At 53.5% G+C, this 26,830-nt stretch carries 17 protein-coding genes; 13 read left to right on the forward strand and 4 right to left on the reverse strand.

Annotation, left to right across the window (positions count from 1 at the left end):
- Positions 1-93 precede the first annotated feature (93 nt).
- The 8 genes from E6C55_RS12850 (at position 94) to E6C55_RS12885 (ending at position 16,037) form a co-directional block, all read left to right on the forward strand.
- Positions 94-1,632 carry a sulfatase family protein gene (locus E6C55_RS12850; RefSeq protein WP_136370203.1) on the forward strand — a complete coding sequence of 513 codons (1,539 nt, stop codon included), beginning with the start codon at positions 94-96 and terminating at the stop codon, positions 1,630-1,632.
- 171 nt (positions 1,633-1,803) lie between these two features.
- A complete protein-coding gene (locus E6C55_RS12855) occupies positions 1,804-4,086 on the forward strand; it encodes a helix-turn-helix domain-containing protein (RefSeq protein ID WP_168735613.1) in 2,283 nt (760 codons plus the stop codon).
- A 268-nt stretch (positions 4,087-4,354) separates the two neighbouring features.
- The gene (locus E6C55_RS12860; protein WP_136370205.1) at positions 4,355-9,589 is read left to right on the forward strand and encodes a fibronectin type III domain-containing protein; all 5,235 of its coding nucleotides are present in this window, start codon (positions 4,355-4,357) and stop codon (positions 9,587-9,589) included.
- Positions 9,590-9,659: 70 nt separating this feature from the next.
- Positions 9,660-10,898 carry an MGH1-like glycoside hydrolase domain-containing protein gene (locus E6C55_RS12865; protein ID WP_136370206.1) on the forward strand — a complete coding sequence of 413 codons (1,239 nt, stop codon included), beginning with the start codon at positions 9,660-9,662 and terminating at the stop codon, positions 10,896-10,898.
- 115 nt (positions 10,899-11,013) lie between these two features.
- Complete coding sequence (locus tag E6C55_RS12870) at positions 11,014-11,967, forward strand: ABC transporter permease (RefSeq protein ID WP_136370207.1); 954 nt, start codon at positions 11,014-11,016, stop codon at positions 11,965-11,967.
- Positions 11,968-11,976: 9 nt separating this feature from the next.
- Positions 11,977-12,867, forward strand: a complete 891-nt coding sequence (locus tag E6C55_RS12875) for a carbohydrate ABC transporter permease (RefSeq protein ID WP_136370208.1) — start codon at positions 11,977-11,979, stop codon at positions 12,865-12,867.
- A gap of 42 nt (positions 12,868-12,909) precedes the next feature.
- Positions 12,910-14,499 (forward strand): extracellular solute-binding protein, encoded by a 1,590-nt coding sequence (locus E6C55_RS12880; protein ID WP_168735614.1) that lies wholly within the window; start codon positions 12,910-12,912, stop codon positions 14,497-14,499.
- Positions 14,496-16,037, forward strand: a complete 1,542-nt coding sequence (locus E6C55_RS12885; protein WP_136370210.1) for a sulfatase family protein — start codon at positions 14,496-14,498, stop codon at positions 16,035-16,037. The genes E6C55_RS12880 and E6C55_RS12885 overlap by 4 nt, the downstream gene beginning before the upstream one ends.
- Positions 16,038-16,187: 150 nt before the next feature.
- Here E6C55_RS12885 and E6C55_RS12890 read toward each other — a convergent pair whose 3' ends face one another.
- Positions 16,188-19,157 (reverse strand): family 78 glycoside hydrolase catalytic domain, encoded by a 2,970-nt coding sequence (locus E6C55_RS12890; protein WP_211093574.1) that lies wholly within the window; start codon positions 19,155-19,157, stop codon positions 16,188-16,190.
- 184 nt (positions 19,158-19,341) lie between these two features.
- Here E6C55_RS12890 and E6C55_RS12895 point away from each other — a divergent pair, with 184 nt between their 5' ends.
- Complete coding sequence (locus E6C55_RS12895) at positions 19,342-20,244, forward strand: AraC family transcriptional regulator (RefSeq protein WP_136370211.1); 903 nt, start codon at positions 19,342-19,344, stop codon at positions 20,242-20,244.
- A 33-nt stretch (positions 20,245-20,277) separates the two neighbouring features.
- On the opposite strand, the gene E6C55_RS35210 is transcribed toward E6C55_RS12895, so the two are convergent.
- On the reverse strand, positions 20,278-20,874 hold the full coding sequence (locus E6C55_RS35210; protein ID WP_136370212.1) for an acyltransferase: 597 nt from the start codon (positions 20,872-20,874) through the stop codon (positions 20,278-20,280).
- Positions 20,871-22,151 carry a TolB-like translocation protein gene (locus E6C55_RS12905; protein ID WP_136370213.1) on the reverse strand — a complete coding sequence of 427 codons (1,281 nt, stop codon included), beginning with the start codon at positions 22,149-22,151 and terminating at the stop codon, positions 20,871-20,873. Before E6C55_RS12905 ends, E6C55_RS35210 begins: the two co-directional genes overlap by 4 nt.
- A gap of 262 nt (positions 22,152-22,413) precedes the next feature.
- Between E6C55_RS12905 and E6C55_RS12910 the strand changes: the two genes are divergently transcribed.
- Both E6C55_RS12910 and E6C55_RS12915 read left to right on the forward strand, forming a co-directional pair.
- Positions 22,414-23,469: a glycoside hydrolase family 88 protein gene (locus E6C55_RS12910; RefSeq protein ID WP_136370214.1), complete on the forward strand. Its 1,056-nt coding sequence runs from the start codon at positions 22,414-22,416 to the stop codon at positions 23,467-23,469.
- Positions 23,469-24,182, forward strand: coding sequence for a hypothetical protein (locus E6C55_RS12915; protein ID WP_136370215.1), 714 nt, complete (start codon positions 23,469-23,471; stop codon positions 24,180-24,182). The genes E6C55_RS12910 and E6C55_RS12915 overlap by 1 nt, the downstream gene beginning before the upstream one ends.
- On the opposite strand, the gene E6C55_RS12920 is transcribed toward E6C55_RS12915, so the two are convergent.
- Positions 24,167-24,976 (reverse strand): AraC family transcriptional regulator, encoded by an 810-nt coding sequence (locus tag E6C55_RS12920; protein ID WP_136370216.1) that lies wholly within the window; start codon positions 24,974-24,976, stop codon positions 24,167-24,169. The two genes, E6C55_RS12915 and E6C55_RS12920, sit on opposite strands and share 16 nt — an antisense overlap.
- Before the next feature lie 87 nt (positions 24,977-25,063).
- Here E6C55_RS12920 and E6C55_RS12925 point away from each other — a divergent pair, with 87 nt between their 5' ends.
- Both E6C55_RS12925 and E6C55_RS12930 read left to right on the forward strand, forming a co-directional pair.
- A complete protein-coding gene (locus E6C55_RS12925) occupies positions 25,064-25,771 on the forward strand; it encodes an RraA family protein (protein ID WP_136370217.1) in 708 nt (235 codons plus the stop codon).
- Entirely contained in the window at positions 25,771-26,802 is a 1,032-nt protein-coding gene (locus E6C55_RS12930) for a zinc-dependent alcohol dehydrogenase (protein WP_136370218.1), read from the forward strand. Before E6C55_RS12925 ends, E6C55_RS12930 begins: the two co-directional genes overlap by 1 nt.
- Positions 26,803-26,830: the final 28 nt, after the last annotated feature.

The following is a 26,830-nucleotide window of genomic DNA, read 5'->3' on the forward strand; positions in this document are numbered from 1 at the left end:
TCTTCTGGATAGGTTGATTTTATAATGGGGGAGTCGGATTATTTCATTTCAAGGATTAAGGATTGATTTTAGCGGAATAAGGAGAGGCATACCATGAGAATATTGCTGCTCGACCTGGATTCGACGCGCCCCGACCATCTGGGGTGTTACGGATACCATCGGAATACGTCTCCCAATATCGACAGGATCGCGCAGGAAGGCGTACGCTTCACCAATTATTATACCTCCGACGCGCCATGCTTTCCTTCCCGAACCGCCCTAATGACCGGTCGCTTCGGCATTCACAACGGAGTCGTCGGTCACGGCGGCACGGCCGCCGACGTGCGTCACGACGGCCCCGACCGGCTATTCCAGGATACGCTGGCGCGAGAGAGTTTGCCAGCCTTTCTGCGTTCCGTCGGCTTGCGTACCGCGCTGATCAGCCCGTTCGGCGAGAGGCATTCGTCTTGGACGTTCTATGCGGGATTTAACGAGATTCATAATACCGGACAGAGCGGCATGGAATCCGCTGAAGAAGTTACGCCGACGGTGCTGGACTGGATACAGGCGAACGGGATGAAGGACGACTGGTTCCTCTACGTGAACTATTGGGATCCTCATACGCCGTACCGCGCCCCGGCTGAGTATGGCAATCCGTTCGAGAACGACCCGCTGCCGGACTGGATCACGGACAACGTGCTGGAGCGTCACTTGAAGAAGGTGGGACCTCACAGCGCCAGCGAGATCAACATGTACGACAACCGGACGTCTCCGAAATATCCGAGGCATCCAGGGGAGATCGTAGATCGGGCCTCGCTGCGCGACATGATTGACGGCTACGATACAGGGATTCGGTACACGGACGACAATATCGGGCAACTCTTCCGCGCACTGGAGGCGCAAGGAGTAATGGAGGAACTGGTCATCATCATTACTGCGGATCACGGGGAGAACCAGGGCGAATTGGGCATATACGGCGAGCATGGCACTGCCGACCAAGCGACTTGCCGCATCCCGATGATCATACGTTGGCCGGGGATGACCCGGGCGGCCGTCAACGACGAATTGCACTACCATCTGGACTTGAATCCGACCTTGGCCGAGCTGTTCGGAAGAGCCCCCATGAACAGTTGGGACGGCCGGAGCTATGCTCATGTCCTGCGGGGCGAGAGCGGATCGAAGCGGGACTTCCTGGTCGTCTCCCAATGCGCGCATGTCTGTCAGCGAAGCGTGCGCTTCGGCGATTATTTATACATTCGGACCTATCACGATGGCTTCCACTTATTCGACAAAGAGATGCTATTCGACTTGAAGGAGGACCCGTTCGAGCAATACAGCCTCGCTAAGGAACGACCGGAATTGTGCAGGGAGGCCGTCTATCTGCTGAACGAGTGGCACGATGACATGATGAGTTCGATGAAGTTCGATGTGGATCCGTTGTGGACTGTCATGAAGGAAGGAGGGCCGTTTCACGCGAAGGGACACCTTCCCGCGTACATTGAACGGCTGGAGGAGACGGGGCGGGGCGAAGCCGTTGCCGAGCTGAAGCGCCGCCATCCGCAGGAGTTCGATGCGGGCGCTGAAATTTGCCGTGCTTCGGATGATGGCTGTAATCAGATGCACGCATCACCAGCGACCGTTCATAAGCGGTGAGAACGAGGAGACTGGAAGAGATCGAGAAATCGGTCTCTTCTTTGAATTAGCGGGGTGCTGTTTCGAAACAGCTTAAAATGAGGTATGATAGAGCAACAAATAGCCAAGGTCATGGACTGTGTAATCATTCTATTGCAAGCGCTTTCTCGATGTGGTCGGAGGCTCGGCTATATGAGTGATCGATTGATTGATCGGGGGTTGAAGATGGAAAACAGAAAAAGAAAACACCGTCTTTTTTACCAGTTTTTAATTTCCCATATCCTTATATTCGCAATCCCGTTCACGATCCTGAGCTGCGTCGTTTACTACAACGCGGTTGTCAGCTTCAAAGGCGAGGTTGAATCCTCGAATATGTTTAAGTTGGACCAATTGAAGAAGACGTTCGACCTAATGGCAAAGGGCCTGGACAAGACAGCCTCGCGAATATCGATCGATACTGATTTAACCCCGTTTAGTGTGAGGAATGGGAGCTACAATGGCGTGATAGCCAAGGACGAACTGGCCACTTACAAGGACAGCAATGTAATCGCGGAAGAAATAGCCCTGTACTTCCACGGGGACGACCGCTTGTATACTTCGGTCGGCATGAGCTCGCTCGAAACGTTCTTCAGCAGCATCTATTCTGTTGCCGCATCTGATGCCGACAAGTTAATTATGGATTTGAACAATCTTCGCGAACCGGAATTATTGCGTTTGTCATCAGTCTCGAACAAGCAGCAAAACAAAATTTTGGTTTATACTGTTCCGATTCCCCGAAATTCGCAATCTCCTTATGGGACGGTGGTGTTTTTCATATCCGAATCGATGTTCACCGAGTTTGCGACCCCCATTCTCGGTGATTTCATTGGAGGAGTATACATCTCGGACTCCAAGGGCGACTTGTTTGCATCGAAATCCAAAGGCATAGGGTTAGCGGAAGCCGACATAAGGCAATTGATATCACTATATGGAGATGACGGTGTCTACAACGCTTTGATCGACAAAGAACAATATTCGATGATGCGAGAGAATTCGGAGTCGACAGGGTGGTCATACATTGTCGTTATGCCGACAAGTCAATTCATAGGACGAGTACTTGAGATGAGGACGTTCATTTTAATTGTATGCACGGTTGTAGTGATGATTGGAATTTCGATTGCGTTCCTGTTATCGAGACGACAATATCGTCCGATTCGCGGGATTGCCGATCGGATCCGTTCGCTGCATGCCTTGCGTGGCAATGCGAACGAAAGCAAACATGAGCTCGATGTCTTGTGGTCATCCGTGGAATCTACACGCGAGATGATCGAGCAACTCGACTACCAAAGGCCGATCGTTCGAGAGCAATTCTTCTTCAAGCTGTTGAAGGGCATGATGAAGGATGTCGCGGAGATCGAGACGAATGTTTCCCGGGAAAATCTGGTCTGGCGCGGAGAAAGTTTCTTTGTGGCCGTCATATCCATTGATTCGAATGAGTATATCCCAATGCAGAGCAGGGAGGAACTGCTAAGAATGTTATCGGTCGTGCCGCTTTCGAACGCTATCGGATACGGCGTAGAAATGACGATGGAGCAAGCTATTGTCATGCTGATGAATACCGATTGCGAGCCGTCCGGAATGCGTCAGGTTCAAGAAGCGGCGACGAGCGAGCTCTCGTATCTATTTGAAGGCTGCTGCGGCTTCAAGCCGATGATTGGATTGGGCAACGCTGTGTCCGCACTGATAGATGTGAACCGATCCTTCATTGAAGCTTGCGCCGCTCTGGAAACAAGTGCGAAGAGCAGATCAGGTTCCATTTTGTTTTTCAATGATATTTCCGACTGGAAGGAACGCCATGATTGGTACCCTGTGGAGGAGCAGATCAGGCTGGTTCAGAGCATGAAGCAAGGCAACAAAGAAGCGGCCAACGCCGCTCTTGAAGCCATTCTCTTGGATCTGCAGGAAAAGGATTCGTCATTATTCATGTTCCGTTGCATGAGCTTTGATCTCGTGAACACTTGCTTGAAAGCAATTAGCGAATGGAAGCTGACTCTATTGAAGGGACATGTGAGTCTGCTTACGGAGTTCACTTCGTTGGAGCAACTGCGTCAGGCGATGACGGGGATGATTGCCGATATTTGCAATCAGGTTGAGTCGAGCAAACAGAACAAGAATCAGGAATTGGGCGAACGGATCTTAAGGTATATTCAAGATCATTTCAAAGAATATGATCTGAATTTGGAACGCATCGCCGACCACTTTCAAATGTCGCTGTCCTACTTCAGCCGCTTCATAAGGGAACAAACCGGGTTCACCTTCTCCGAGTATGTTGTGGACCTTCGAATGGAGGAAGTGAAGCGTCAATTGAAACAAACCGGGCAACCGATCAAGGATATCGTTGCCGGAGTCGGCTACGCCGATGTACCGAACTTTATTCGCAAATTCAAAAATGCCGAAGGCATCACACCCGGACAATATCGCAAGCTTCACTCCTAACCAGAGCTTGCGGACATCAGCTTTTCGCAAGGGGACATCTTCCCCTTATTTTTTTTGTCCCAAATCGTAAAACGCCAGAATAATGACAATCGGAAGCAACAAATACATGGCCGATAATCATGACGGAATGAAATACATGCCCAGTGCAGAAACACATGTTTACGTTGGATCGGCGTTCTGTTTAGACTGATTTCGCGGTACATTCCATCAGGGAAGGGTGAAGCTTGTGCGAAGGCATTATGTAAAGATCTTGTTGGTAATCGGTTGTATGACGCTTGCCATGCTAATGGGCCAATCGGTCATACAAGCGTCAACAACAAGCCATCTTGATTATGATTTCGAAACGGTGGTGAACAGCGGTTTCGAGGGGTTGGGAGCTGAATTGGATCCGTTTCAATTCATGCCGGAAAGCATAGAGAAGGGATATAATGAACAGTATTGGGAAATCGAAAAGCTTAGAATAAAAAAATACAAACCAAAATTAATCCGAATGTGGTTCCAACTCGATTGGATCGAACCGATCAATGACAATAACGATCCCTTCGTCGCTAACGCCCAGGGGTTCTCTGTGGACAATTCCCGTATGGAATCGGTGAACCGCATTCTTCAATTTCTTAAAGAAGAGGACATAGACGTTATTCTGGTCATGGGGTGGAAGCGCGACGTCCCCCAATGGGACTGGCTTACGTATCCTTCTTCCAAAGATGAAAGCGCTCCCTCAAATGTTGACGAATGGACGGAAGGCATTTCTTACACGCTGAATTACTTTCTTAATACGCAAGGCTATAGCAATATTAAAGCCATCCACACGTTTAACGAAGTAAACGGGAACGAAATGCTTGTTCCGGAAGGAACGGACAAGCAAGCCTTCTACATGAATTTGCTGCAGTCGCTGCATGACCGGCTCGTCGAAGACGGTCTTCGGGATCGCGTTCAGTTGCTGGCGCCGGACGAAAGCGGCCGAGCTTTGCAATGGGTGATGAGCAGCGAGAAGAATAAAGATGCAATTATTGACGCGTACAGCTCGCATGCTTATCGGATGGATGATGAGCGCGTAGGCGGTTGGCTGGAGGAAAGAGCCAACATTCTGAGACCGTCTGGGAAAAAACTGTATGTGTCCGAGTTCGGCGCGCCTGATAGCGATACGTACGAATCGAGAGAATCGTTCGATTATGGGATCAAGCTATCCGAGGTTATTCTCGCGGGGCTCAATAACGATGTCACGAAAGCGATGTCGTTCTGGAGAAGTCATGAACAGTATCTGGTGTCGCCGCGGGCATACAACGCCAACGCGATCTCGAAACCGGGATTGCAGGCGCTCGGCTTATGGCGTTGGCTCCCGGACGACCTTCAGCCGAGATATGTCTATTACGCCTTCAGCCTATTGAGCTCGATGATCGACAAGGGCAGCGATATCGTGTTGTCCAACTCCGACGATTCTATGATACGAACGGCAGGCATCGTCAATGGAACGGATTACACCTTCGTTGTGCTCAATAAGGATGCCGAGAGCGAAAGAAACATCGATTTGCAGTTCAGCGATACGATCAACGTCCCGCTCTATCGGTATGTATACTCCGATTCCATCGTCAGAGACGGGAATTTATCGATCATTCATTGGGATAAGCAGTTTAACGGCAATCTCGACACGCTGACGGATGTGATACCGGCCAACAGCCTGATCGTCTATACAACGAAGACGATCCCCGCGCAGGCATCGATCACGCCTGCCGATGGCGTTACGCTGCAAGCCGGCCAGACGCAGCAATTTACCGCTTCGCTGCAAGGCGCAACCGGTACGGTTGCGTGGTCGGTATACGGAGCTGGAAGCATCAGTCCTTCCGGTTTGTATACGGCTCCGGGTCTCGTTAGCGAACCGTCAACTGCGCTCATTCGGGCAGCATTGGCGACGGATCCGTCCATCTACAATCTGACCATGGTGAAGCTGACGCCGGAGATCCCGGATACAGTTGCCCCGGCTGATATAATGGATTTGGAAGTTTCTGGCTACACAAGCGATTCCGTTACCTTGCAATGGACTGCGCCAGGCGACGATGCAGAGGCGGGAACCGTTTCGGGCTATAAAGTGGCCTATTCTTTCTATGATATCGGCATGTCCAACTTCTACGGAGCCTCGCAAGTCGATGCCACGCCTGTTCCCGTAGCGGGTGGAAATACCCAGACGATGACGATTGAAGGATTATTGCCGGGAGCAACTTATCATTTTGCGGTCAGGGCGTATGATGAGAGCGGCAATTGGTCCGTCATTTCCGATTCGTCCCAGGTTGCGCGTCAATCGTTGCCTCCAATGCTGGAAAATTACGAAGATGGTCAAGCGCAAGGGTGGATATCATCCGGGGGGGCCTGGTCTGTAGAGGATGCCGGAGAATCATGGATTTATCGGCAGAGCGATTCCGCTTCTTACAGCAGAGCCGTCTATAACAGCCGCGATTGGCGCGATGTGACCATGAAGGCTTCATTTGCCTATCAGTCCGCTGCGAGCGATTCGAGCTTCGGTCTTATCGGCAGATATCAAGATGGCGGGAACTACTATATGTTCAAATACAATGTTTCGAATGCAAGGCTGCAACTTCAGAAGAGAGTATCGAATACGGTAACGACAATATCGGAAATTCCGATGGTTCTTAGTCCGGAAACCTCCTATGACTTGACGTTCTATATGAGGGGGACGCAGTTGCTTGGCTATGTGAATGGGGAGCTGCGGTTGTCCGCCCGCGACGAATCGCTGTATGAGGGAAAGTCGGGGCTTCTACTGAACAAGCTGGCAGGCGAAGTTGACGACTTCCTTCTGTCCAATAGCTTGGGGGATGTGGAACTGCTGCAAGCCGTCCCCGGAGACGATCATGTGGATCTTAGCTTCACAGAGATCAACGGAGCTACCGGCTACACCATCTTGTATGGCGTCAAATCCGACGACTACACGGAATCCCTTCGCATTGACGCGTCATCCGTCAATGCGGAATACGATACCGTTACGGTTGCCGTTCCCGATCTGAACAACAACAGCACCTATTTTTTCATAATCAGACCGGAGAATAGTCTAGGTCCGGGAACGCAATCGAATGAAAAAAGCGCAATGACAAGAAATCCGCTATTAAGCGATTCCTTTGAAGACGGCGATGCTTCCGATTGGAAGGTGGATAGCGGAGACTGGACGGTTGCAAGCCAAAACGGCAATCAAGTACTGCAACTGCAAACGGCCGGAGAGTATCGAAAAATTCTCGCGGGAGAGTATGATTGGAACAATTATGCAGTATCGGTCGATTTTCAACTGAATGCAGCTCCGCTCGAAGGCTCGTATGTCGACATTATAACGTCCTATGTGGACAAAGGGAATTATAATCTCCTGCGGTTTGATCCGCTTGCGAACAAGCTATCCTTTCTAAATCGAAGCAACGGAATTACGCTGACGTTTAAAAGCGCTTCGTTAAGCGGCCCGCTCGATACTGGAATTGCCCACAATATGAAGATCGTGCAGAGCGAAAACAGAGTGTCGCTTTATTTCGACGGCCAATTCGTTTCTTCGATCATGCATGTGTTGCCTGCGGGCAGCGGACGTGTCGGTCTGCAGGCGCATTTGCTGCCGGTATCGTTCGATCAATTCATGGTCGCTCCCTTGGAACAGGTGTCCACACTGACGGAGGATGATTTCGAATCGGGTCAGGATCCCGCTTGGCAAGCCCTTAGCGGGAGCTGGCAAATCGAAGAACAAGATGGGAATCATGTTTATAAGCAGACACAAGCAGGAGCAGTCACGGCTAGAAGTATCCTTGGTTCCGACCAATGGCGCAATTATCGCGTCTCTGCACTGTTTGAAGTTAATCAGGCCGAGTCGGCTGGAATGATCGGTCTGCTGGCCGGGTTTCAAGACGATCAAAATTATTATTTGTTGCGATATAATTTCAACCTCGAGATGCTGGAGTTGATTAGGAAGGTAAACGGAACAACGATGGTCTTGGATCAGTCAAGCGCCCTTGTCTCATGGAATGATTCGCATCGGTTCGCGCTTGAGATCGTTGCAGGCAAAGTAACCGGTTATGTGGATGGCATGTCCCAGGTGCAGGCGACGGACACATCTTTGGAGAACGGACGAATAGGCTTGACCACCTATGACGTTCAAGCTCAATTCGACGATATTCAGGTACAAGAAAGCGTCTCTTCCAAGCAGTCGCCGCTTGCCTACGATCGCTTCGATAATGGAATGAGCGAGCCATGGAGCGAGTCGGGAGGAGACTGGACAATAACCGATCAAGTCGACGGAGCAAGCTATGAGCAGCAGGACTTGTCCGCGAATACGGCGAGATCGGTTATCGCTGACCGGATGTGGGAGGATTTCGAGATAGAATCCATGATCCGAGTGAATCAAGTTCAAGCGCCTGCTTTAGTTGGCATCATGGCGAGATACGCGGATGAGAATAACTATTATTTGCTTCGATATAATTTTAATTTGAGCAAATTAGAGTTGGTTAGACGAATGAATGGGACGACGACAACGTTGGCGGCTAAAAACATGACTTTCGACATCTCCGAAGATCATTTATTTAAATTACGTCTCAAGGGAGACGAACTGGTCGCTTATTTGGACGGAGAAGAGAAATTAAGAAAAGAAGATGCTTCCTTGATATCAGGCACGATTGGACTGCTTACGTATCATGCGTCCGCCCGGTTCGACGAAGTGTACGTGAAGTCGTTGCTTCAGCCGCCAAGAATTACGAGTCTCACGGCGCAGGACAGTGCGATCGTCGTGCATTTCACGGAAGTGCCGGAGGCCGACAGTTATTCCATTCTCGTAGGCACTTCATTATCCGGTCCCTATACGGAGCGTTATACCAGCGTGACCGATTCCACTTACAGAATCGAGGGATTGTTGAACGATACGACCTATTATGTAAGGGTAGCGGCGGTTAATGATCAAGGCGAGAGCTCGGCTTCCAACGAGTGGAATATTACGCCGCGACTGCCTTTGTTAAGCGATTCTTTCGAAGAGGCGACATTGTCGGCATGGGATATTGAATCCGGGATATGGCAGATTGCCGGGCAATCGGTACAGACCGTCGGAACCACTGAGGCGGTAATAACGAGCGGCAAGCGAGTCTGGTGGAATTACAGCCTGGAAGCAAGCGTTATGAAGGGGCAGGCAGGAGCGGGGGACAACAAGGTGGCACTGCTCGGACGATATCAGAGCAATGCTACCTATTATAGGCTTGAGTATGACGATACTGCGGAAGAACTGGTGCTGTATGCTGTCGTTGACGGAGTGGCAACGCTATTGGACAGCGTTCCGTATACGATGAGCGCTAACGTATCGGTTACGCTGGGGCTTAAATTCGAAGGCGACATTATTCAAGCCTATGTGAATGACGAAGAAATGCTGCTGGTCAACGATTACAGCATTCGTGCAGGACAATTCGGCTTGCTGAGCACGATGGATGGAACGCAGTTCGATAATGTGAACGTATTCGAAGTGATCACGAATAAATAAACAAAAGCCGGATTCGCCCTTCGATCGTCAATCGGAAGGCGAATCCGACCAGGAGGAGAGAGCGGACACAGTGTCTAACAACCATGAGCAAATCGTACGGAATTATTTGAGGGAGAAGCAAGAGAACATCATGAGAAAACCCGAAGGAAAGCTGAGGTTCCCATTCCTGGAACCGGGAGGCACGTATCGCGGAGTGATCTGGGATTGGGATTGTTACTTCGCTGGAATCGGAATGCAGCCGGAGCAAGAAGGCGGAGCGTATTTGAAAGGCTGCGTGCTAAATTTCCTGGATCATATTCGAGAGGATGGATTCATTCCCTACCATATTCAAGCCAACTTGCCAGAAATCATTAATCCCAATTCGCCGTTGAATGTCGGTTATCGCAGCAGAAGCGCGGAGCTTCCATTCAATACATGCAAACCGATTCTTGCGCAAATGGCGCTGGCCGCATCCAGAAAGCTGGGGGATGTCGAATGGGTTAGGAGCTGCTATGCAACGCTTGAGGCTTATATCAAGCACTGGGAGGAAACGCAATTCAGTCAGACGGGTTTATTCGTCTGGCGGTCGCATCGAGGAAGCGGTGCGGATAACCATCCGGCCGTCTATGGCAGGCCGTTAAATTCATCAGCAGGCGTGGATCTAAACGCTTTGTTCGTTAGAGAGTATTCGGCGCTCTCCATTCTTGCGCGAATGTTGCATGGCGAGGAGCGGGCAGAAACTTACTTGTTCAAGCAGCGCAAGTTATCGGAGGCAGTCAATAAGCACTTGTGGGATCCGGTCGACCAAATCTATTATCATGCGGACTCCGCCGGAAGCACGCCGTTTCAAGCCAATCAGCAGGTGGAGTGGGTTGTGCCTTTAAAGTACAAAGCTTGGACGGCATTTTTGCCGATGTGGGCAAAGATTGCGCCGGATGACTACGCAGAAAAGATGGTAAGCCGATATTTGTTGAAAACCGATAGGTTTCTCAGCGAGAACGGAATTCGTACGCTGGCTAAAGATGAACCTCTGTATAATCTGAAAGCGATGAGCAATCCCTCAAACTGGCAGGGGCCCGTTTGGATTGTATCCAATTATTTAGTTTTCCGTTCGCTGCTGAACTATGGCTATGACGAACTTGCGCGTGAGATTGCGGAGAAGACGCTGCGCATGCTGAGCCGTGATATTCAACAGACAGGAACCCTTCACGAGTACTACCATCCGGACACAGGAGAGGGCATCATGAATCCTGATTTTCTAAATTGGAATTTATTGTCGCATGCGATGATGCTCGAACTGGAGCAAAACCGCGATCTGACCGCTTTATAAGCGACCTTGCATCACTCACATATTCGAAGCATGGACGACACATTTACCAAGTAAACGCATTCACCCTAGAATGAGTCATGAATCGAGCAGCAGGATAGTAGAAGGGAAGGATTTCATGAATCAACTAGCAACAGAAGCGTCGCTAGCCATGTCTATGGAAAATAGGAAAAGGCGGCGAAGAGGGCGTTTGCGAAAAAATTGGCATCTTTATGCATTTGTTTTGCCGACGGTACTTTATTTTTTGGTCTTTCATTACTTTCCCGCCTACGGCTTAGTCATTGCGTTTAAGAACTACAAGGTATCCGAAGGTATCTGGGGAAGCGCATGGACAGGCTTCGAACATTTTGAACGGTTTTTTGATTCCTATTATTTCTGGGATCTTATTCGGAACACAATGGGCATCAATATATACCAGCTAGCTCTGTTTCCGATTCCGGTCATTGTCGCATTGGCGTTTAATGAATTGTCCAATGGGTGGTACAAGAGGTTTCTTCAGACGGTAACGTATGCCCCGCATTTTATTTCGACGGTCGTCATCTGCGGAATGATTATCTCCTTTTTAAACCCGTCATCGGGCATCGTCAATCAAATCATTGCAGGATTCGGGGGAGAGCCGATTTCTTTCCTGACTGAACCGGGCTGGTTCAAAACGATTTTTGTTGTTTCCGGCGAGTGGCAGCGATTCGGGTGGGGAGCCATCCTGTATTTGGCCGCGCTGGCCGGCGTTGACCCTCAGTTGCACGAAGCGGCCAAGATAGACGGCGCAACGCGGCTGCAACGCATTCGGAATGTCAATATCCCTAGCATTATGCCGACGATTGTCATCATGTTCATTTTAAACATGGGGGACTTTATGACCGTCGGTTTCGAGAAGATTTATTTGCTGCAAAATGAACTGAATTTGAAGACATCGGATGTGATCCAGACCTATGTCTATCGAAGCGGTCTGCTGCAGGCCCAGTACAGTTTTTCGGCAGCGATAGGATTATTTAATTCCCTGATTAATCTGTTCATGCTGGTGATGGCCAATCGTTTGGCCAAGCGTTTCAGTCAAACAAGCTTATGGTAGGAGGACACAATGAAAGAATCAACATTCGATCGATTGTTCGTTTATTTTAATCATCTATTTTTATTTCTATTGCTTGTGAGTGTGCTTTATCCGCTTATCTATGTGACCAGCGCCTCCATTAGCGACCCTGTTGCCGTAAATGCGGGCCGGATGTGGCTCTTTCCGAAGGAGGTGACATGGGAGGGGTACCAGCGAGTATTCCGGGATGCCGAGATATGGATCGGATACAAGAACACGATCTTATATACGTTGCTCGGTACAATCGTCAATCTATTGCTGACGATACCTTGCGCTTATGCCTTGGCTCGAAAAGATTTTGCGGGGAGAAATGCGATTACCCTCTTTATTGTATTCACCATGTTTTTTAACGGCGGACTCATTCCGACGTTTCTGCTCGTAAAATCGTTGCATATGGTGGATACCGTATGGGCTCTTGTTCTGCCGCAGGCAGCCGCCGTCATGAATATTATCGTTTCGCGGACCTTCTTTCAAATGACGGTACCTCGTGAATTGGAAGAGGCGGCAGAAATAGATGGCTGCTCGAATTTAAGGATGTTCGTGAAAGTCGTTCTTCCCATATCGGGCCCGATTATAGCTGTTATGGCGCTCTTTTATGGGGTAATGCATTGGAATCAGTATTTTAACGCAATGATTTACTTGAAGGATCGGGACATTTTTCCGTTGCAGTTGTTTCTGCGGGAAATCTTGGTATCGAGCGAGATGAGCGCCGCGATGCAAACCGGTGTTAGCGATTTGGAAGCGATGGAGGCGCAAGCGCGAATTGCTGAAATCGTCAAATATTCGGTTATGATCGTCTCCGCACTGCCTCTTTTGGTTGTTTATCCGTTCCTGCAGCGCTTTTTCGTAAAAGGGGTGCTCATTGGGTCTTTGAAAGGATAATCTTGTTGCCTTCATAAAAACATGACAAAGGGGATTGGAAATATGAGAAAATCAATCATTGTATTCGCTTGCTTCAGCCTGTTGCTGCTGTCTGCATGCTCGAGAAGCGATAATCGGAATAACGAACCGTCCGCATCCGCATCGGAGAAGCAGACGCCAAGCAATCTCAATCTGACGGGATTCCCGATTACGACAGAGAAGATAACGCTTGATTTGATGGGAGAGAAAGCACCTATCCATGGCCCGTGGGATCAAATGTACTTTTTTCAGGAGATGGAGAAAAAGACGAATATCCATTTCGAGTTTGATACGCCTGCAAGAGAGTCTTATAAAGAACGTAAAAATCTTGCCTTTGCGAGCGGCGAGTACCCGGATTTGTTCTTCGGCGGCCAACTGGACACGGCCGATGAAATCAATTATGGCCAACAAGGGATTCTCATTCCTCTCGAAGATCTGATTGAGGAATATGCGCCAAATCTGAAGAAGTTCCTGGAAGAAAATCCGGACGTGAAGCGATCCATCACAACGACGGATGGTCATATTTATGCATTGCCGAACGTAAATACGGTTCCACGGGACCTTGTAATGAAGCCATGGATCAATGGGGAGTGGCTTGCCAATTTGAATATTTCCACACTTCCGGCCACGACCGACGATTTACTCGAGCTTCTGCGCGCATTTCGAGACGGAGACCCGAATCAGAACGGAGAAAAGGATGAAATTCCGTTATCGGCTCCAAGCATGACGAATCTCAGAAAACCTTTGCTTGCGGCATTTGGTTTGCTATCAAATTCCATTGAAGTGAAGGATGATAAGATTGTGTTCTCCCCGATCGAATCCAATTATCAACAATATCTGAAGTATATGAATGTGCTGTTCAACGAGAAGCTGCTGGATTCCGAATTGTTCTCGCAAACGACTCAGCAGTTCACGGCAAAAGGAAAGTCGGATCGCATCGGCGTATTCGTTCATGCAGCCCCGCACCTCGTATTGGATATCAGCGACCCGGCCGACAATGCCAAGCATCCGGCACTGCCCGTTCTGACCAGCGAGGTAAATTCGGAGAAGGTATATCCATTGAATTCCAGCATCACGCGGGGCACCTTTGCAATTACGAAAAAGAATAAATACCCGGAAGCGACCATGAGATGGGTAGATTACTTCTACAGCCCGGAAGGAAGCAACTTCGCTATGGTCGGCGATAGTTGGCAATGGAAGGATGCCGACCAGACGCAATGGGAGTTTGTCTATGAAGGGGACAACAAAGAAGAATACAGAGGGAAGATCGTACCCGATCCCGGTTTGCCGCTGCCTCTCGTAAGAGACAACGACTTCTTGTCGAAGGAGTATAATCTTTCGGGGGCTTACTTGAACAAAGTAACAGAGGAGCAATTCCTTCCCTATGCACAGACGGCCTTCCCCCTCGTCTATTTTACGGAAGAAGAACAAGATCGTCTGAATGTGCTGAATGCGGATATAACAACTTATGTCGAACAGATGGAAGCCAAGTTCATCTTTGGTCAAACGCCGATCAGCGAATGGGACAACTATGTGGCCACGATCCAGAAAATGGGCGTCGATGATATGATCAGCATTTATCAGGCTGCCTATGACCGTTGGAAGAGCGAATGAAGCCAAACATTATATTCATAACGGCCGATCAGTTGGCCGCCGCAACGCTTCATTGTTACGGGGGAAGTGTTCCTTCTTCCCCCGTGCTTGATTCCCTGGCCGCAAGTGGAACCCGATTCGATCGCTGTTACGCGCATGTTCCCGTCTGCGCGCCAAACAGAGCCACTTTGTTATCGGGACGTTCGAGGAGCATTCACGGAGTCACGACCAACAATCTTGTGTTCCCTCAAGATGTCCCGACGTATGCGCAAGTATTGAGAAGCAATGGTTATCGAACGGGCGGGTTCGGGAAATTCCATCAGACGCCGATGCAACTACCTTTGCCGCCGACACTGGAGCATCTGGGCTTTGACGAGGCCGTGTTAACGGAAGATACGAAGCTCGGACCGTGGCTGGACTGGATAAAGGAATGTCATCCCGAGTATTATGACATGGCGCTGGCGACTTGCTGGTCAATGCCGTACCTGAACAATTACGGAGAGAACGGGATTGATCTTCGTCAAAGGTGGGAGAGCGCGTTCGAGAAGTTCATCGCTCCGTTAAGGAAGAACTCGGACTGGGCGCCGATGTATGCGTCACCGCTCCCGAAGGAGCTTCACCAGACGGCGTTTATTGTGGATAGAAGTCTGGATTTTATGGGCAAGCATATGATGCAATACCCGGAACGCCCTTTTTTTTGCCACGTCTCATTTGTCGATCCGCATAACCCCTATGACCCGCCTGCGCCTTATGACGACATGTTCCGATATGAAGATATGCCGCTGCCGGTGAAGCAGGCTGAGGGGGAGCGCGAAATCCCAACGTTGGCGCGCGCGAGAGACATGATGAATTTTCGGAAGGTGAGTCATTCCGATAAGGTGTTGAAGCAACTTCAGGCGTATTTCCATGGCTCCGTCCGCTTCATTGACGATCAGATCGGCAGAATCGTCGCATGGCTTCGTGAGAAGAAGCTTGACAGCAATACGATAATCGTGTTTACGACCGACCATGGCGAGATGCTTGGCGATCATGGCTTTATTACCAAAGGCTCCATGCATTATGACAAAAGCATTCGTTGTCCATTGATCGTGCATGGTCCGGGCATCGAAGAGGGAGTTTCCAATCGATTGGTAAGCTCGCTGGATTTCTTTGCGACCTTCTGCGATTGGGCGGACATAATGGAAATCCCCCCTCATGAGGGATTCTCGTTCGCCGAACAATGCGGTGGACATCATAAGTCGATGACAGAGGTTCGAGAATTATCCGTACAGTATGGAGCGGTAAGAACGTTGTTGACGGATAATGGGTGGAGACTGACCTTATACGACGAGGGAGATCGCATATACGGCCAGATGTTCCATCTGGCCGAAGATCCGGATGAGCAGATCAATCTCTATGATAGGGATGAATGGCAAGCTCAAAAGATTGAACTGCTGGAGCGGCTGGCGGCTATTCACGCGAAGGAGGGGCTCGTGCAGCAGTTCAGGAATTTGCCGATTCATGAAGGGTACCGTTGCAGCGTTGACGAATTCGCACTGAAGCCAATTGTTCCCAATTAATTGCGACAAAGTTCCATTGGAGATAGCCTGCAAGAGCGATACTTCGCTACTTGCAGGCTATTTGCCGATTGCAGCATGTTGTGAACAGCAGCTTCTAGCCGGTTTGGCTATCGGAAGCAGTCTTGGTCCCAGCCGCTCTTGGCGAACCTATTATAGCCTTCTCAGGAGCGCATCTGCTTCATACCCCTTCGGAGCGACCATCTCCACCACAATCGACTCAGGCGCGTGCACCTCCAGTTCGAATCTGCGACCGCCGCTTTCTTCCTTCAAGCGCCATGCCACGTCGATTCTGCCTCCATCGGGCAGCGGCACTGCCCCCCGAGCCCACTTCAAGTTTGCAGGCTGCGGCGCGACCCGTACCTTCCTCCAGCCGACGGAAGCCTTGCGCACACCAAGCACGCATGCGCCCAGGAAATAACCCGGAGCAGCCGACCAGGCATGGCAATGGCTGCGAGTCAGCATCTTCGGATTCGGCCGATTGTCGGCGTAATCCGGGTACATCTCCCAGCATGTCGTCGCCTCATGCTCGATCATCTGACCGAAGTTCTCGCGCATATCGTCCAGCATCAGATCGAATCGGCCCAGTTCTTCTAGCGCCTCATAGTAGAAGAACGCCATAAACGGGCTGCCGATCTGCACGAAATCGTCCGGCACTTGAGCGAGGTAATTGGCAATTCGGCTCTTGCGATCGCCTTCCGCGATGCCATTGAGGAAAGCGATGATCTGCGTCTGAATACTGATCGTATCGGATCTTCGCCCTTCCGCGTGGAGGCAGTCGATATACGCTTGACGCTCTTCGCACCAGAGATGCTCGTTGATTGCTGCAGCAAGCCGCTCGGACGCTTCCTCGAACCGGATGCCCTGCGAAGCTTCGCCCGCCGCTTCGGCCAACTTCGCGGCTGCCTTCAACGTTCTCGCAAGGATTGCATTCTGATGCGTGACAACGCCGTTGCGAGGTTGATCGATCGGCGCCCAATCGAGAAGATTCCAGCCTCTAATGAACAGGAGACCGCGATCATCCAGTCTATCCAGATAATGCTCCAGTGTGAAACGAACCTTCGGCCAGATCTCCTTAGCGAACGTTGTATCGGCTGTATGTTCGACAACCTCCAGGCAGGCGATGGCCCAGAAGAAGGTCCAGTTCGGAATAACGCTGCTCCAGCCGCTCGGCACCTGATCGGTATAAAGCGGCGTCTGGAAGCGCGATCCCGGCACCAGTTCGAGGCAATGCTTCACCATGTCGGTCTCCCCGAACAAATAATAGTTGACCAACGCCTCATTGCGGCTGTCGCCGACCCAGAACGCCTGCTCGTAGGCAGGGCAATCGACGAAGGTGTCCTCCATGCACAGGCGGGTCGTATGCTTGCTGATTTCCCAAATATCGTTCAGCAGCGTGTCCGAGCTGTGGAAGCGGCCGATTTCCGCTACGGGGTAGTTGCTTTGCAGGAGTTGAACGCCGTACAGCTTCACTGGGCGCGTCGTATTACTCACTGTGACCATCAGATAACGAAGACCGCGTCGGACAGGAGACTCATAGGTTTGCCTGCCTTCCTTGCAGACATAACGCAGCGTATTGTCCAGAATGTAGGTATCTTGACGCCAGCCGTCCTTCATATATTCATATCCGTAGAAATCAAGCATCGTTCCCGCAGGCGCATCCACCTCGAAGCGCAGATAGCCCGACCACATCTTGCCAAAATCCAAGATCAGTTCCGTCTCGCTTCCTGTGCGCGAAATGATTACTGCCGGCTCGGAGTTTGCCATGCATGCCGATTGCAGGTTCATGGGAATGAGCAGGCTTCTTTCCTCCCGCTTCCAGATGCTTCTTGCGAACATGGAAGCGCGCGAGACCAGCGAATTGGGAATAGGCTTCGCCAATGCTGCGAAACGGCTTAGCCCGGCAACCTCCCGAACGCTGCGGAAGCTCTTGTAGACATCGAAATGTTCGAATGCATCTTCATCTAATGCCTTGCTTCCGCCGAAGCCTTCATACCCCGAGAGCGGATGGACCTCATCCCGATGATCTATCGATTCATGCGTCGTGAAGGGGCCGATCAGCACGAATGGTGACGAATCTTCTTCTGCATTGTTCGCGAACGGAGGAGAGACGAGTTCAAACGCGACTTCACAATCGATACCGAAGTGCAGCCCTGTTCCATGATCTGAACCTGCGAAATCCAGCCACAGAAGGTTATCCCCTTGATTCAGGCGAAGCCGGGCATACCGCTCCGGCTGCTCCCCCTCCATATCCGACGCAGCCCGGTATTCGCCGCCCAGCGAAATCCCCCTAAGCGCATGGAAGCGGCTGAGAATGCCCAACGTCGCTTCGGTCTCTTCACTGGCCCGTATCACGACAGCAACATAACCGACGAACGAGACGGGATTGGCATGACCGACGCTGCCCGGATCCATCGCGTTCCGAATATCGATGGCAGTTGTGAAGGAGACAGGCGTGGTCTCCTTCAGCGATTCTATACGTACCGGCCAGACCGGTTCCTCCGTCAGCGGGAGAATCGGACTTCCAAGCAGAGACGGCCAGGGCTCGTCGCCAGGCTTGCCGACAGTGATTGCCCGCACCCATTGATCGGAACCGGATGCGCATGTCCCCCTCTTCCAGTTCTCATCCCAGGCTCTGGCATCAACGCTTTCGGAGAATCCAAGCTGCGTGGACATACGTTGGCTTCTCGTGTCATAGCCGGCATGCTTCGCCGTCAGCCAGCGCTCGTCCGTTCCAATCGTCAATATCTGTCCGCTGGCCATCTCCACATCCAACTGTGCGAGGAGTCCGCCTTGGCTCAACAAGTATTGAAACGTCGATACCCCATAATGCATGACCAACACTGCAATCGTATTCTCGCCTTCTTGAAGCAGATGCGCCACGTTATGGATGTTATAGCTCTGTTCAGCCGGCCATGACCGGATAGGCCCCCTGCCGCACTGCTTGCCATTCACATGGAGTACATACCGCGAATCCGCCGTGATCGCAATCTTCGCTTCTTTTATTCCACCGTTACGAAGCTCGAACGAATGCTTGAAGCATCTCCACTCATTACGCGGACTCTTCTCCATGCCGCTCCATATCCAGCTTGCCTGCCAATTCATTTCCCGCTCCTTCAACATCGTCTCATCCCCTTGCAGTAGTATGTCTGCCCCTATTCTACTATGGGAAAACACTGAAATTGAGGGGGAAATCAGACAGTTGTAAGGGGGGATTCGGACTAAGAGCATTGCAGAATCAGTTGAGTTCTACTATGCTCGAAGACAGAGCTTATTCAGTTCGGATCTTGATAAGGAGCGAAGCATCTTGTCCATTCTGCATCCGATTTCCATTACAAGAGGCGATATGTTCTTCACCAAGGAGCTCCCGCTGTATATGAACCGGGTGGCCGAGTCCTTCAAGCTGCAGAAGCATGCTCATGACTTTATCGAGATTTGCATGGTGACGGAGGGAGGAGGAGAACATTACATCGATGACATTCATTTCAAGGTGTCCAAAGGCGATCTGTTCTATATCCCGATTGGGATGTCCCATGTGTTCAGACCGAGGTCGTCCTCACCCGGCAATCGCCTGGTCGTGTACAATTGCATTTTCACTACAGCCTACCTGAATGAATTGATGGCCAAGCATCCGTTTGAGCCAGGCATTCTCGTCTTCTTCGATGAGCTTGGGCAGCAATGCCGCCGTCTGTCGCTGCAAGATGCGAACGGTGAAGCAGAGCGAATCATGCTGCGCATGCATCTCGAGTATACTCAGCGAATGACCGGCTATTCCGCCTGTCTGCAAGCCGGATTGGTGGACTTGCTCGTGCTTGTTTATCGGAGAAGCCTGGCCTCCCCTTCCGTCAACAAAGCTTCCTTCGACAATCGTCTTCGGGAGTGGCTCGCTCGTATCGACCGGGATGTCGCGACACTTTACCCGGCGGATGAGCTCGCCTCCGACATAGGCATCAGCGTGCGTCATTTGCAGCGACTGATCAAAGCCGCAGCGGGCATGACGCTTACCGAATACATTCAAGTCTCCCGAATCAAACAAAGCCGACGGCTGTTAAGCGAGACGAATCTGAATATCAGTTCCATCGCGGCCGCTGTCGGCTATCAGGATATGAAATTTTATAATCGGCTATTCAAGCAGCATTGCGGCATGACGCCAGGCGAATTCCGCAGACGAGTGAGCAGCAACAACTCGCAGCCAGTCATGCACGAATAAACGCCGGATGCAAGCCACTGGCTAAGCCGGTGGCTAGGACTGGCGGCGAGAGGCGATAACCCGCGCGGGAACCCCCACCGCGAGGCTGTACGGCGGAATGTCCTTCGTCACGACGGAGCCGCCGCCGATGACGGAGCCGCGTCCGATCGTGACGCCGGCCATGATGTTCACCCGCCCTGCTATCCATACGTCATTCTCGATTGTAATCGGCGCCAGGTCGAGGCCTTGCGTGCGGATCGGCCGATCCGGGTCCGCGAAACGATGGTTGCCGGCGATGATGATCGCGTGAGAGGCGATCCGTACATCGTCGCCGATCGTAATCAGACCGGCGGGCTGCTGCTTCGAGCCGTAGCCGACAATGTTCGAATAGGCTTGAATCGAGCAGTTGCGGCCGATCGTGACGTTGCCCTGCAGCAGGACGCCGAGGGCGACCGTCGAGCGTTCGCCGATTCCAATAAAGCCGTCGCGCGGGTGAATCCGCGCTTCCGGGCTGATCAGACAAGTCGGATGAATGTCCGTCATCGGATGCCGGGAAGCGAGCCAGCGCCCGACGCGGGAAGATAGCCGCTGTCCCCATGTCTTCTGCGCCGGCATGCTGTATCCGCCGTCCAGCAACGTCCACCAGCTCATGCCAGCGCTCCGGCCACATCGATCTCGCACACGGTGGCGTGTTCGCCCGGAAGCGTGTTGACGATCACCTTGCGTCCGTCCGAAGAGAAGACGGGATGGTGGCAGACGCGTTGCCGGTTCCGCCCGCGCGGCTCCTCCTTGCCGAACACGCGCGGCAGCAGGATGCGGCGGACGACCTCGTCCGTACGGATATCGATGAACAGCACCGCGCCCGGAATGCTGCCCTCGTCGGTCACGAGAAGATGGGGATCGGCGGGGGAGATGCTCGGGTGTCCGCCGCTGTGATGCTCGCTGAGCTTGCGGTAGCCGCTTCCGTCATAGCGCACTTGTGCGAGGCACATGCGCGATGAATCGCCCGGGTCCGGACCGTAGCCGACCAGATGCTCGCCGTCGGGGTGCCAGGACCAATGGACGCCGGGCCGGCCGTAGCTCAGATCGACGGCCAGGTGCAGGTCGCGAAGCTCACGGTCTGCGGTGAAAATGTACGAGAGTTTAGGCTCCTCACGGCTGCCGTGAACGCAGTGATTGCCGAAGTAGAACAGCAGCCGGCTGCCGTCCGGACTCCAGCGCACGCAATAGCACATCAGCGTCAGCCCGTCCTCGCTGCCAAGACGCTGCTTCAGCTCGCGGTCGCTCGCCAGAATGCGTTCCCGAGCCGGATGACGCGCGAGCACGTCGGCAACGCTTAGCGCCAGCGCAGTACGACTCGGCTCGAAGCTATAGCGGAACAGGCCGTGCTCGTCCCGTCGCTGGAACGGCACAGGCGCCAGTTCCGGCTGGAAGCGGTTGTAGCCATATCCTGCCGCATACAGCATGCCCATCAGTCCGGATACGAGCGGCTCCCCATAGGGAGGCGCGCCTTCCATGTCGCCCTCGAGCGCAAGCTCGTCTCCTGCGAGCAAGTCGCGGCGCATGATAAGCGGGCGATTCAGCGTGCCGGCCTGGTAGTAGACATACCTTCCATCCGGGCTCCATGTCTGCCACAACCCCGTGTGGAAGAAGCCGGAATGAAGCGTCGTGCTGCCGAACCGGTCAAGGACCGACCCGTCCGCATCCAAGACGATCACCTCGCCAAGCCCATTCGCAAGATCCCCTCCCGCGACCAGCATTCTGCCGGAGCCGTCCGGCGCATACGGACTGACGGTGTAATAGCTGTGCACGCACCACCGGTCCTTGACGGGATACGGCTTCAGATACGGCGCTTCCGGAAGTCCGGCGACGCTGAAGTGCTGTTTAACCGATTGCGCATTCTCCGATTGCCTATTCTCCGATTGCATAAACGCTCCCCCCGCATCCGCATATAAGATGAAATGTCATAGTCAGTATAGCGGCTGCCGGGCCCGGTTCGCCATTCAGGATACGACCATCATTTGCACAAAACGCTTAATCTGCGGAATCCGGCGAATCGGATAAACAATCATTGTTTCCTTCATGTAGCGAGCCTTGAACAGTCAATACAATGATGGTGAGGAGCGAGGCAGCACAAGCCGTCTGCCAAAGCGAATCTTGCAAATTCGAACAGACTGGAGGCTAACGCCGATGAACCCGCTCTATATGGCGCAAAAGCTGTACGAGCATCTCGAGCACAGTGAAGAAGTGAAGCATTATCACGGGCTGCTCGCCATCTTCGGGCTGCTGCAGACCGCGGAAGAGAAGCAAGACGAAGTGCTGCTGGAGAAGGGGAGAAGGATTCTGTCCCGCTTCCCCGACCGGATCGAGCACCCGCGTTACAATTTTCCCAGCTATGCGATCGGCGGCATTCCCAAGGCGTATGCGTTGCTGAAGGGCTGGATGCCGGAGGCGGAGGAGCAGGTCAGGGAATACGCCGAGGAGATGCTGACGGCGCCTCGCGATAGACGCGGCATTATGTCCTACCGGTACGAGCCGGAGACGGAGAAGATCTGGATCGACGTGGCGATGGCGGTGACGCCGTACTTGCTGTATGCGGGTCTTGCGCTGGGCGAGGAGCGCTATCTCGACGAAGCGGCGCGGCAGACGTTCCTGATGTACGAGGAATTTGTCGATCGGAGCAACGGACTGCTGCATCAATGCAAGAACTTCCGCGGACCGGGACTGTATTCGGAGGATCACTGGGGCAGGGGCAACGGCTGGTGTTATCTGCCGCTCACCGAGCTGGTGCTGCGGCTGCCGCAGCAGTCCAAGCACCGGGCGACGGCGGAGCGATACTTCAAGGCGCTGTCGGCGGCGCTGCTGCCTCATCAGTCGGAACGAGGGCTGTGGAGACAGGAGATTCCGTTCGACCACTCCTACGAGGAGTCTTCCGGCACCGGGCTTATTCTGTACGGGATGGGCGTCGGCCTGCGGACCGGACTGCTCGATAGGGCCGCATACGAGCCGGCCTTCCGCAAGGGAATCGACGGGTTGAACACGCTGTGCATCAACCAAGACTACTCGACGGAATTAAGCTGTCCCGGCTGTCTCTGTCCGGGCGAAGGCGAGGAGAAGGGGACGGTCAAGGCTTACGTCACCCTCCGTCTGCCTCGACGCGACGAGCCTCACAGCTTCGGACCGCTGATGCTCGCGTTGGTGGAGGCGTACCGCAACGGCATTTACGGTCTGCCGAGGGACGCGTGATGGAGTTAGTGACGGATGAGAGGTGCGGATTCTCGCTTGTCCATCGGCAGGAGCGCTTCTTCGTCGGTCCGGACCCGGACCGCGGGGCGTGGAGCTTCCTGGAGGAGGCAGAGGACGGCCGCGGGCGCAAGCGGCCGCCGCAAGCCGTCAGCCGGATCGTGCGGCAGATGGGCGGCATTCAAGTGATTCGCTCCGATGCGGCGAAGCGGTATGACGGTCCGATCAAGCGTGCGGAGCGGACCTGGATTGCCGCGTCGCCGCATGCGCTGTTCATCGTCGATCGCATCGAGGCCGAGCGACCGGTCAAGGCGGAGAGCGTGTTTATGCTTCATAACGGCGACAACGGGATGCAGGTGAAGGTTGCGGCCGAGCACAAGCTGGTGTTAAGGCGCGGCGGCGCCGGCATGAAGTTTTTCCAAGTGTATGCTTCTTCGGAACAGCGCTTGGCGGAGAGCGGTCAGGCGATCCGCTATGCGAGCGAGCAGTTCCAGCCCAGCCATACGATAGTTTATGCGGCGGCGCTGGACGATACGGACGCCGTGAGGAGCTGGCACATCGTTCCGCTCGGCGAACGGCACTTCTATGTCGAGCCGCCGGCCAAGACGGGCGGATACTCGCTCGAGCTTGCGGACCGCGAGGCGCTGATCGTGCATGACCGGGAGGCCGGCAAGTCGTACCGGATCGACGGGGAGGACCGCTATCCCTTCGCGTAATGGGAGGGCGACTCGCCCGTCAGCTTCTTGAAGAGGCGGCTGAAATAATAAATGTCCTGGAAGCCGACCGCCAGCGCCGCTTCGGTCACGTTGCATTCGCCGCTGACGAGCAGATCCTTCGCCTTGCTGATGCGGATGTGGTTCTGGTATTGCACGGCGGTCATCCCCGTAATCTGCTTGAACAGCAGGCGGAAATGCGATGGGCTGAGGCTCGCGTAGGCAGCCAGATCGTCAATCGAGAAGTGCCGCTTGCAATTCGTCAGGATCAGATCGGCCGTTCGTTCGATGGCGTTGTAATGAGCCGTGCCGTAGCTGGCGCGATCCCGCTCCTTGATCAAGATATAGAGAATGTCCATCAGGATGCTTTTGCATTTGACCGTGAAGCCGCTTCGCTTGCCGGTCCAGATCTGCAGAAGCTCGGAGAACAGCGCGGGCATGCGGTACAGGTGAGGGCTGCGAATGACCGGGTCGAATCGCTCGAAGAGGCCGCTCGTCTCTTCATTGCGGAAGCGAATATCGAACGAGACCGAGCAGAACGACCAGGGCTTGTCCGGGTCCGCGTAAGCGGAACGGACCAATCCCTTCGGCAGGAAGAGCAGATCCCCCTTCCCGACCGGAAGCCGTTTGCCGCCAATATGGTAGACCGCTTCTCCCTCTCGGCAGTAGGCGAGCACGTAGCGGTTCGGGTAAGAGACATCGTTTAATTTCCAGGTCGGACTCGCCTCCCGATCGGTCATGTGATCGATGTCGGAGATGTCGAAGTCGTAATCGGGCAGCGCGGGATGATCGGGCAAGCGAATCGCTCCTTTCCGTCGTCTGGCATCATTATACAGGAAGAGCCAAGCATTCTGTGCACAAAAATTCGAATGGAGGATACACAAATGGATCTGGAACAGTTGAAGGCGGAGCGGGGAACCAAAGCGCTCGCTCCGCTTCCGATAACGGAGCGGGAGCTGTGCGACCGGTTCGAGCAGACATTCACGGCGGCGGTCAACGATGTGCTGCGCGAGCGGGGGCTGCTCTATCAGGTGCTGCCGGCAGGCATCCTGCCGCTGAAGGACGAGATGAAGGTATGCGGCATCGCCTTCACCGTCAAAGGATCGAAGAATCTGACGCTGGAGAGCGAGATGGAGCAGCGGGCCCGCATGCTGGAGGAGATCGGGCCGGGAAGCGTTGTCGTGTGGGATACGAGCGGCGACGACGAATCGGCGCAGTGGGGCGAGGTGATGACGATGGCTTCGCAGCGGCGCGGCTGCCGCGGCGCGATCGTCGACGGCGGGGTGCGGGATACGAATAAGGTGCTGGAGCAGGACTTCCCCGTCTTCTGCAAGTATCGGACGTCGAACGGGATGCTGGGCCGCTTCCGGATGATCGGCTGGCAGATGCCCATTCAGATCGGCGGCGTCTTCATCTATCCCGGCGACGTCGTCTTCGGCGACATCGACGGCGTGATCGTTGTTCCGCGCGCGATGGCGTACGAGGTTCTGCTGAAGGCCGAGCATATCAAGGAGAACGAGAAGGCGATCAAGCAGATGGTGCTGGATGGGTTGACTCCGACGGAAGTCATTAAGAAGGGCGGGTATTTCTAATGAGAGCGGCGGTCATGGAGAAGTGGGGAGCTATCTTGATCCGGGACGTCCCGATTCCGGTTCCGAAGGACGACGAAGTATTGATCAAGGTGAAGTATACCGGCATATGCGGCACCGATCTGCATATTTACGAAGGCCATCATCCGACGGCCAAGGCGCCGCTGATTCCCGGGCACGAGTTCGTCGGCACGATCGAGCGGATCAATACGCGGCGGCATACGGAGCTGCGGGAGGGGGACCGGGTGGTCGTCGAGCCGCTGCTCAGCTGCGGCGAATGCGAGGCGTGCCGCGAGGGGAACCCGCACGTATGCCGCCGCCTGGGGCTGCTCGGCATTCATGCGAACGGCGGCTTCGCCGAATATGTGACGGCATCGCTGGACAAGGCGATTCGCGTGGACGACAGCCTGCCCGATACGATTGCGGCGCTGGCCGAGCCGTTCGCCGTCGGCTACCACGTCAATCGCCGGGCCGGCGTGGAGCGGGGCGACCGCGTGCTCGTCATCGGCGGCGGACCGATCGGCTTGATCGCAGGTCTCGTCGCACGCGAGCGGGGAGCGTCGATGGTGGCGTTCTCGGAGATTAACCCGGCGCGAATTGCGCAGGCGCAATCGTTCGGCTTCGCGCAGACGATCAATCCGGCGGCGGAGGATGCGGCGGCGCGCACCGACGAACTGACCGGCGGGGAAGGCTTCGACATCGTCATCGAGGTGTCCGGCTCGCAGGCCGGGCTGCTGTTCGCGACGCAAGCATGCCGCATCCGCGGCAAGATCGTGTTCGTCGGCTTTCCCGGCGCGGTGCCGCAAGTGAACGTGCTGCAGGGCATCTTCAAGGAGCTGGTCTTCATCGGCAGCCGCGTCTACACGTTCGACGACTTCCGGCAGACCGTGGAGCTGCTGGGCCGAATGGCTGCGGACACGAAGCTGTCCGTCGACCGTCTCATCACGGACATCTGCGACGTCGAAGAGCTGGAAGCATCCATTCATGCAATGAAGGAAGGCCGGACCAACGGCAAAATTTTAATTCGATTCTAATCTTCCAAACTTCTTAAGGCGATAAGGA

Origin of the sequence: Cohnella fermenti (assembly GCF_004801405.1) — a bacterium.
Taxonomy (GTDB): Bacteria; Bacillota; Bacilli; order Paenibacillales; family Paenibacillaceae; genus Cohnella; species Cohnella fermenti.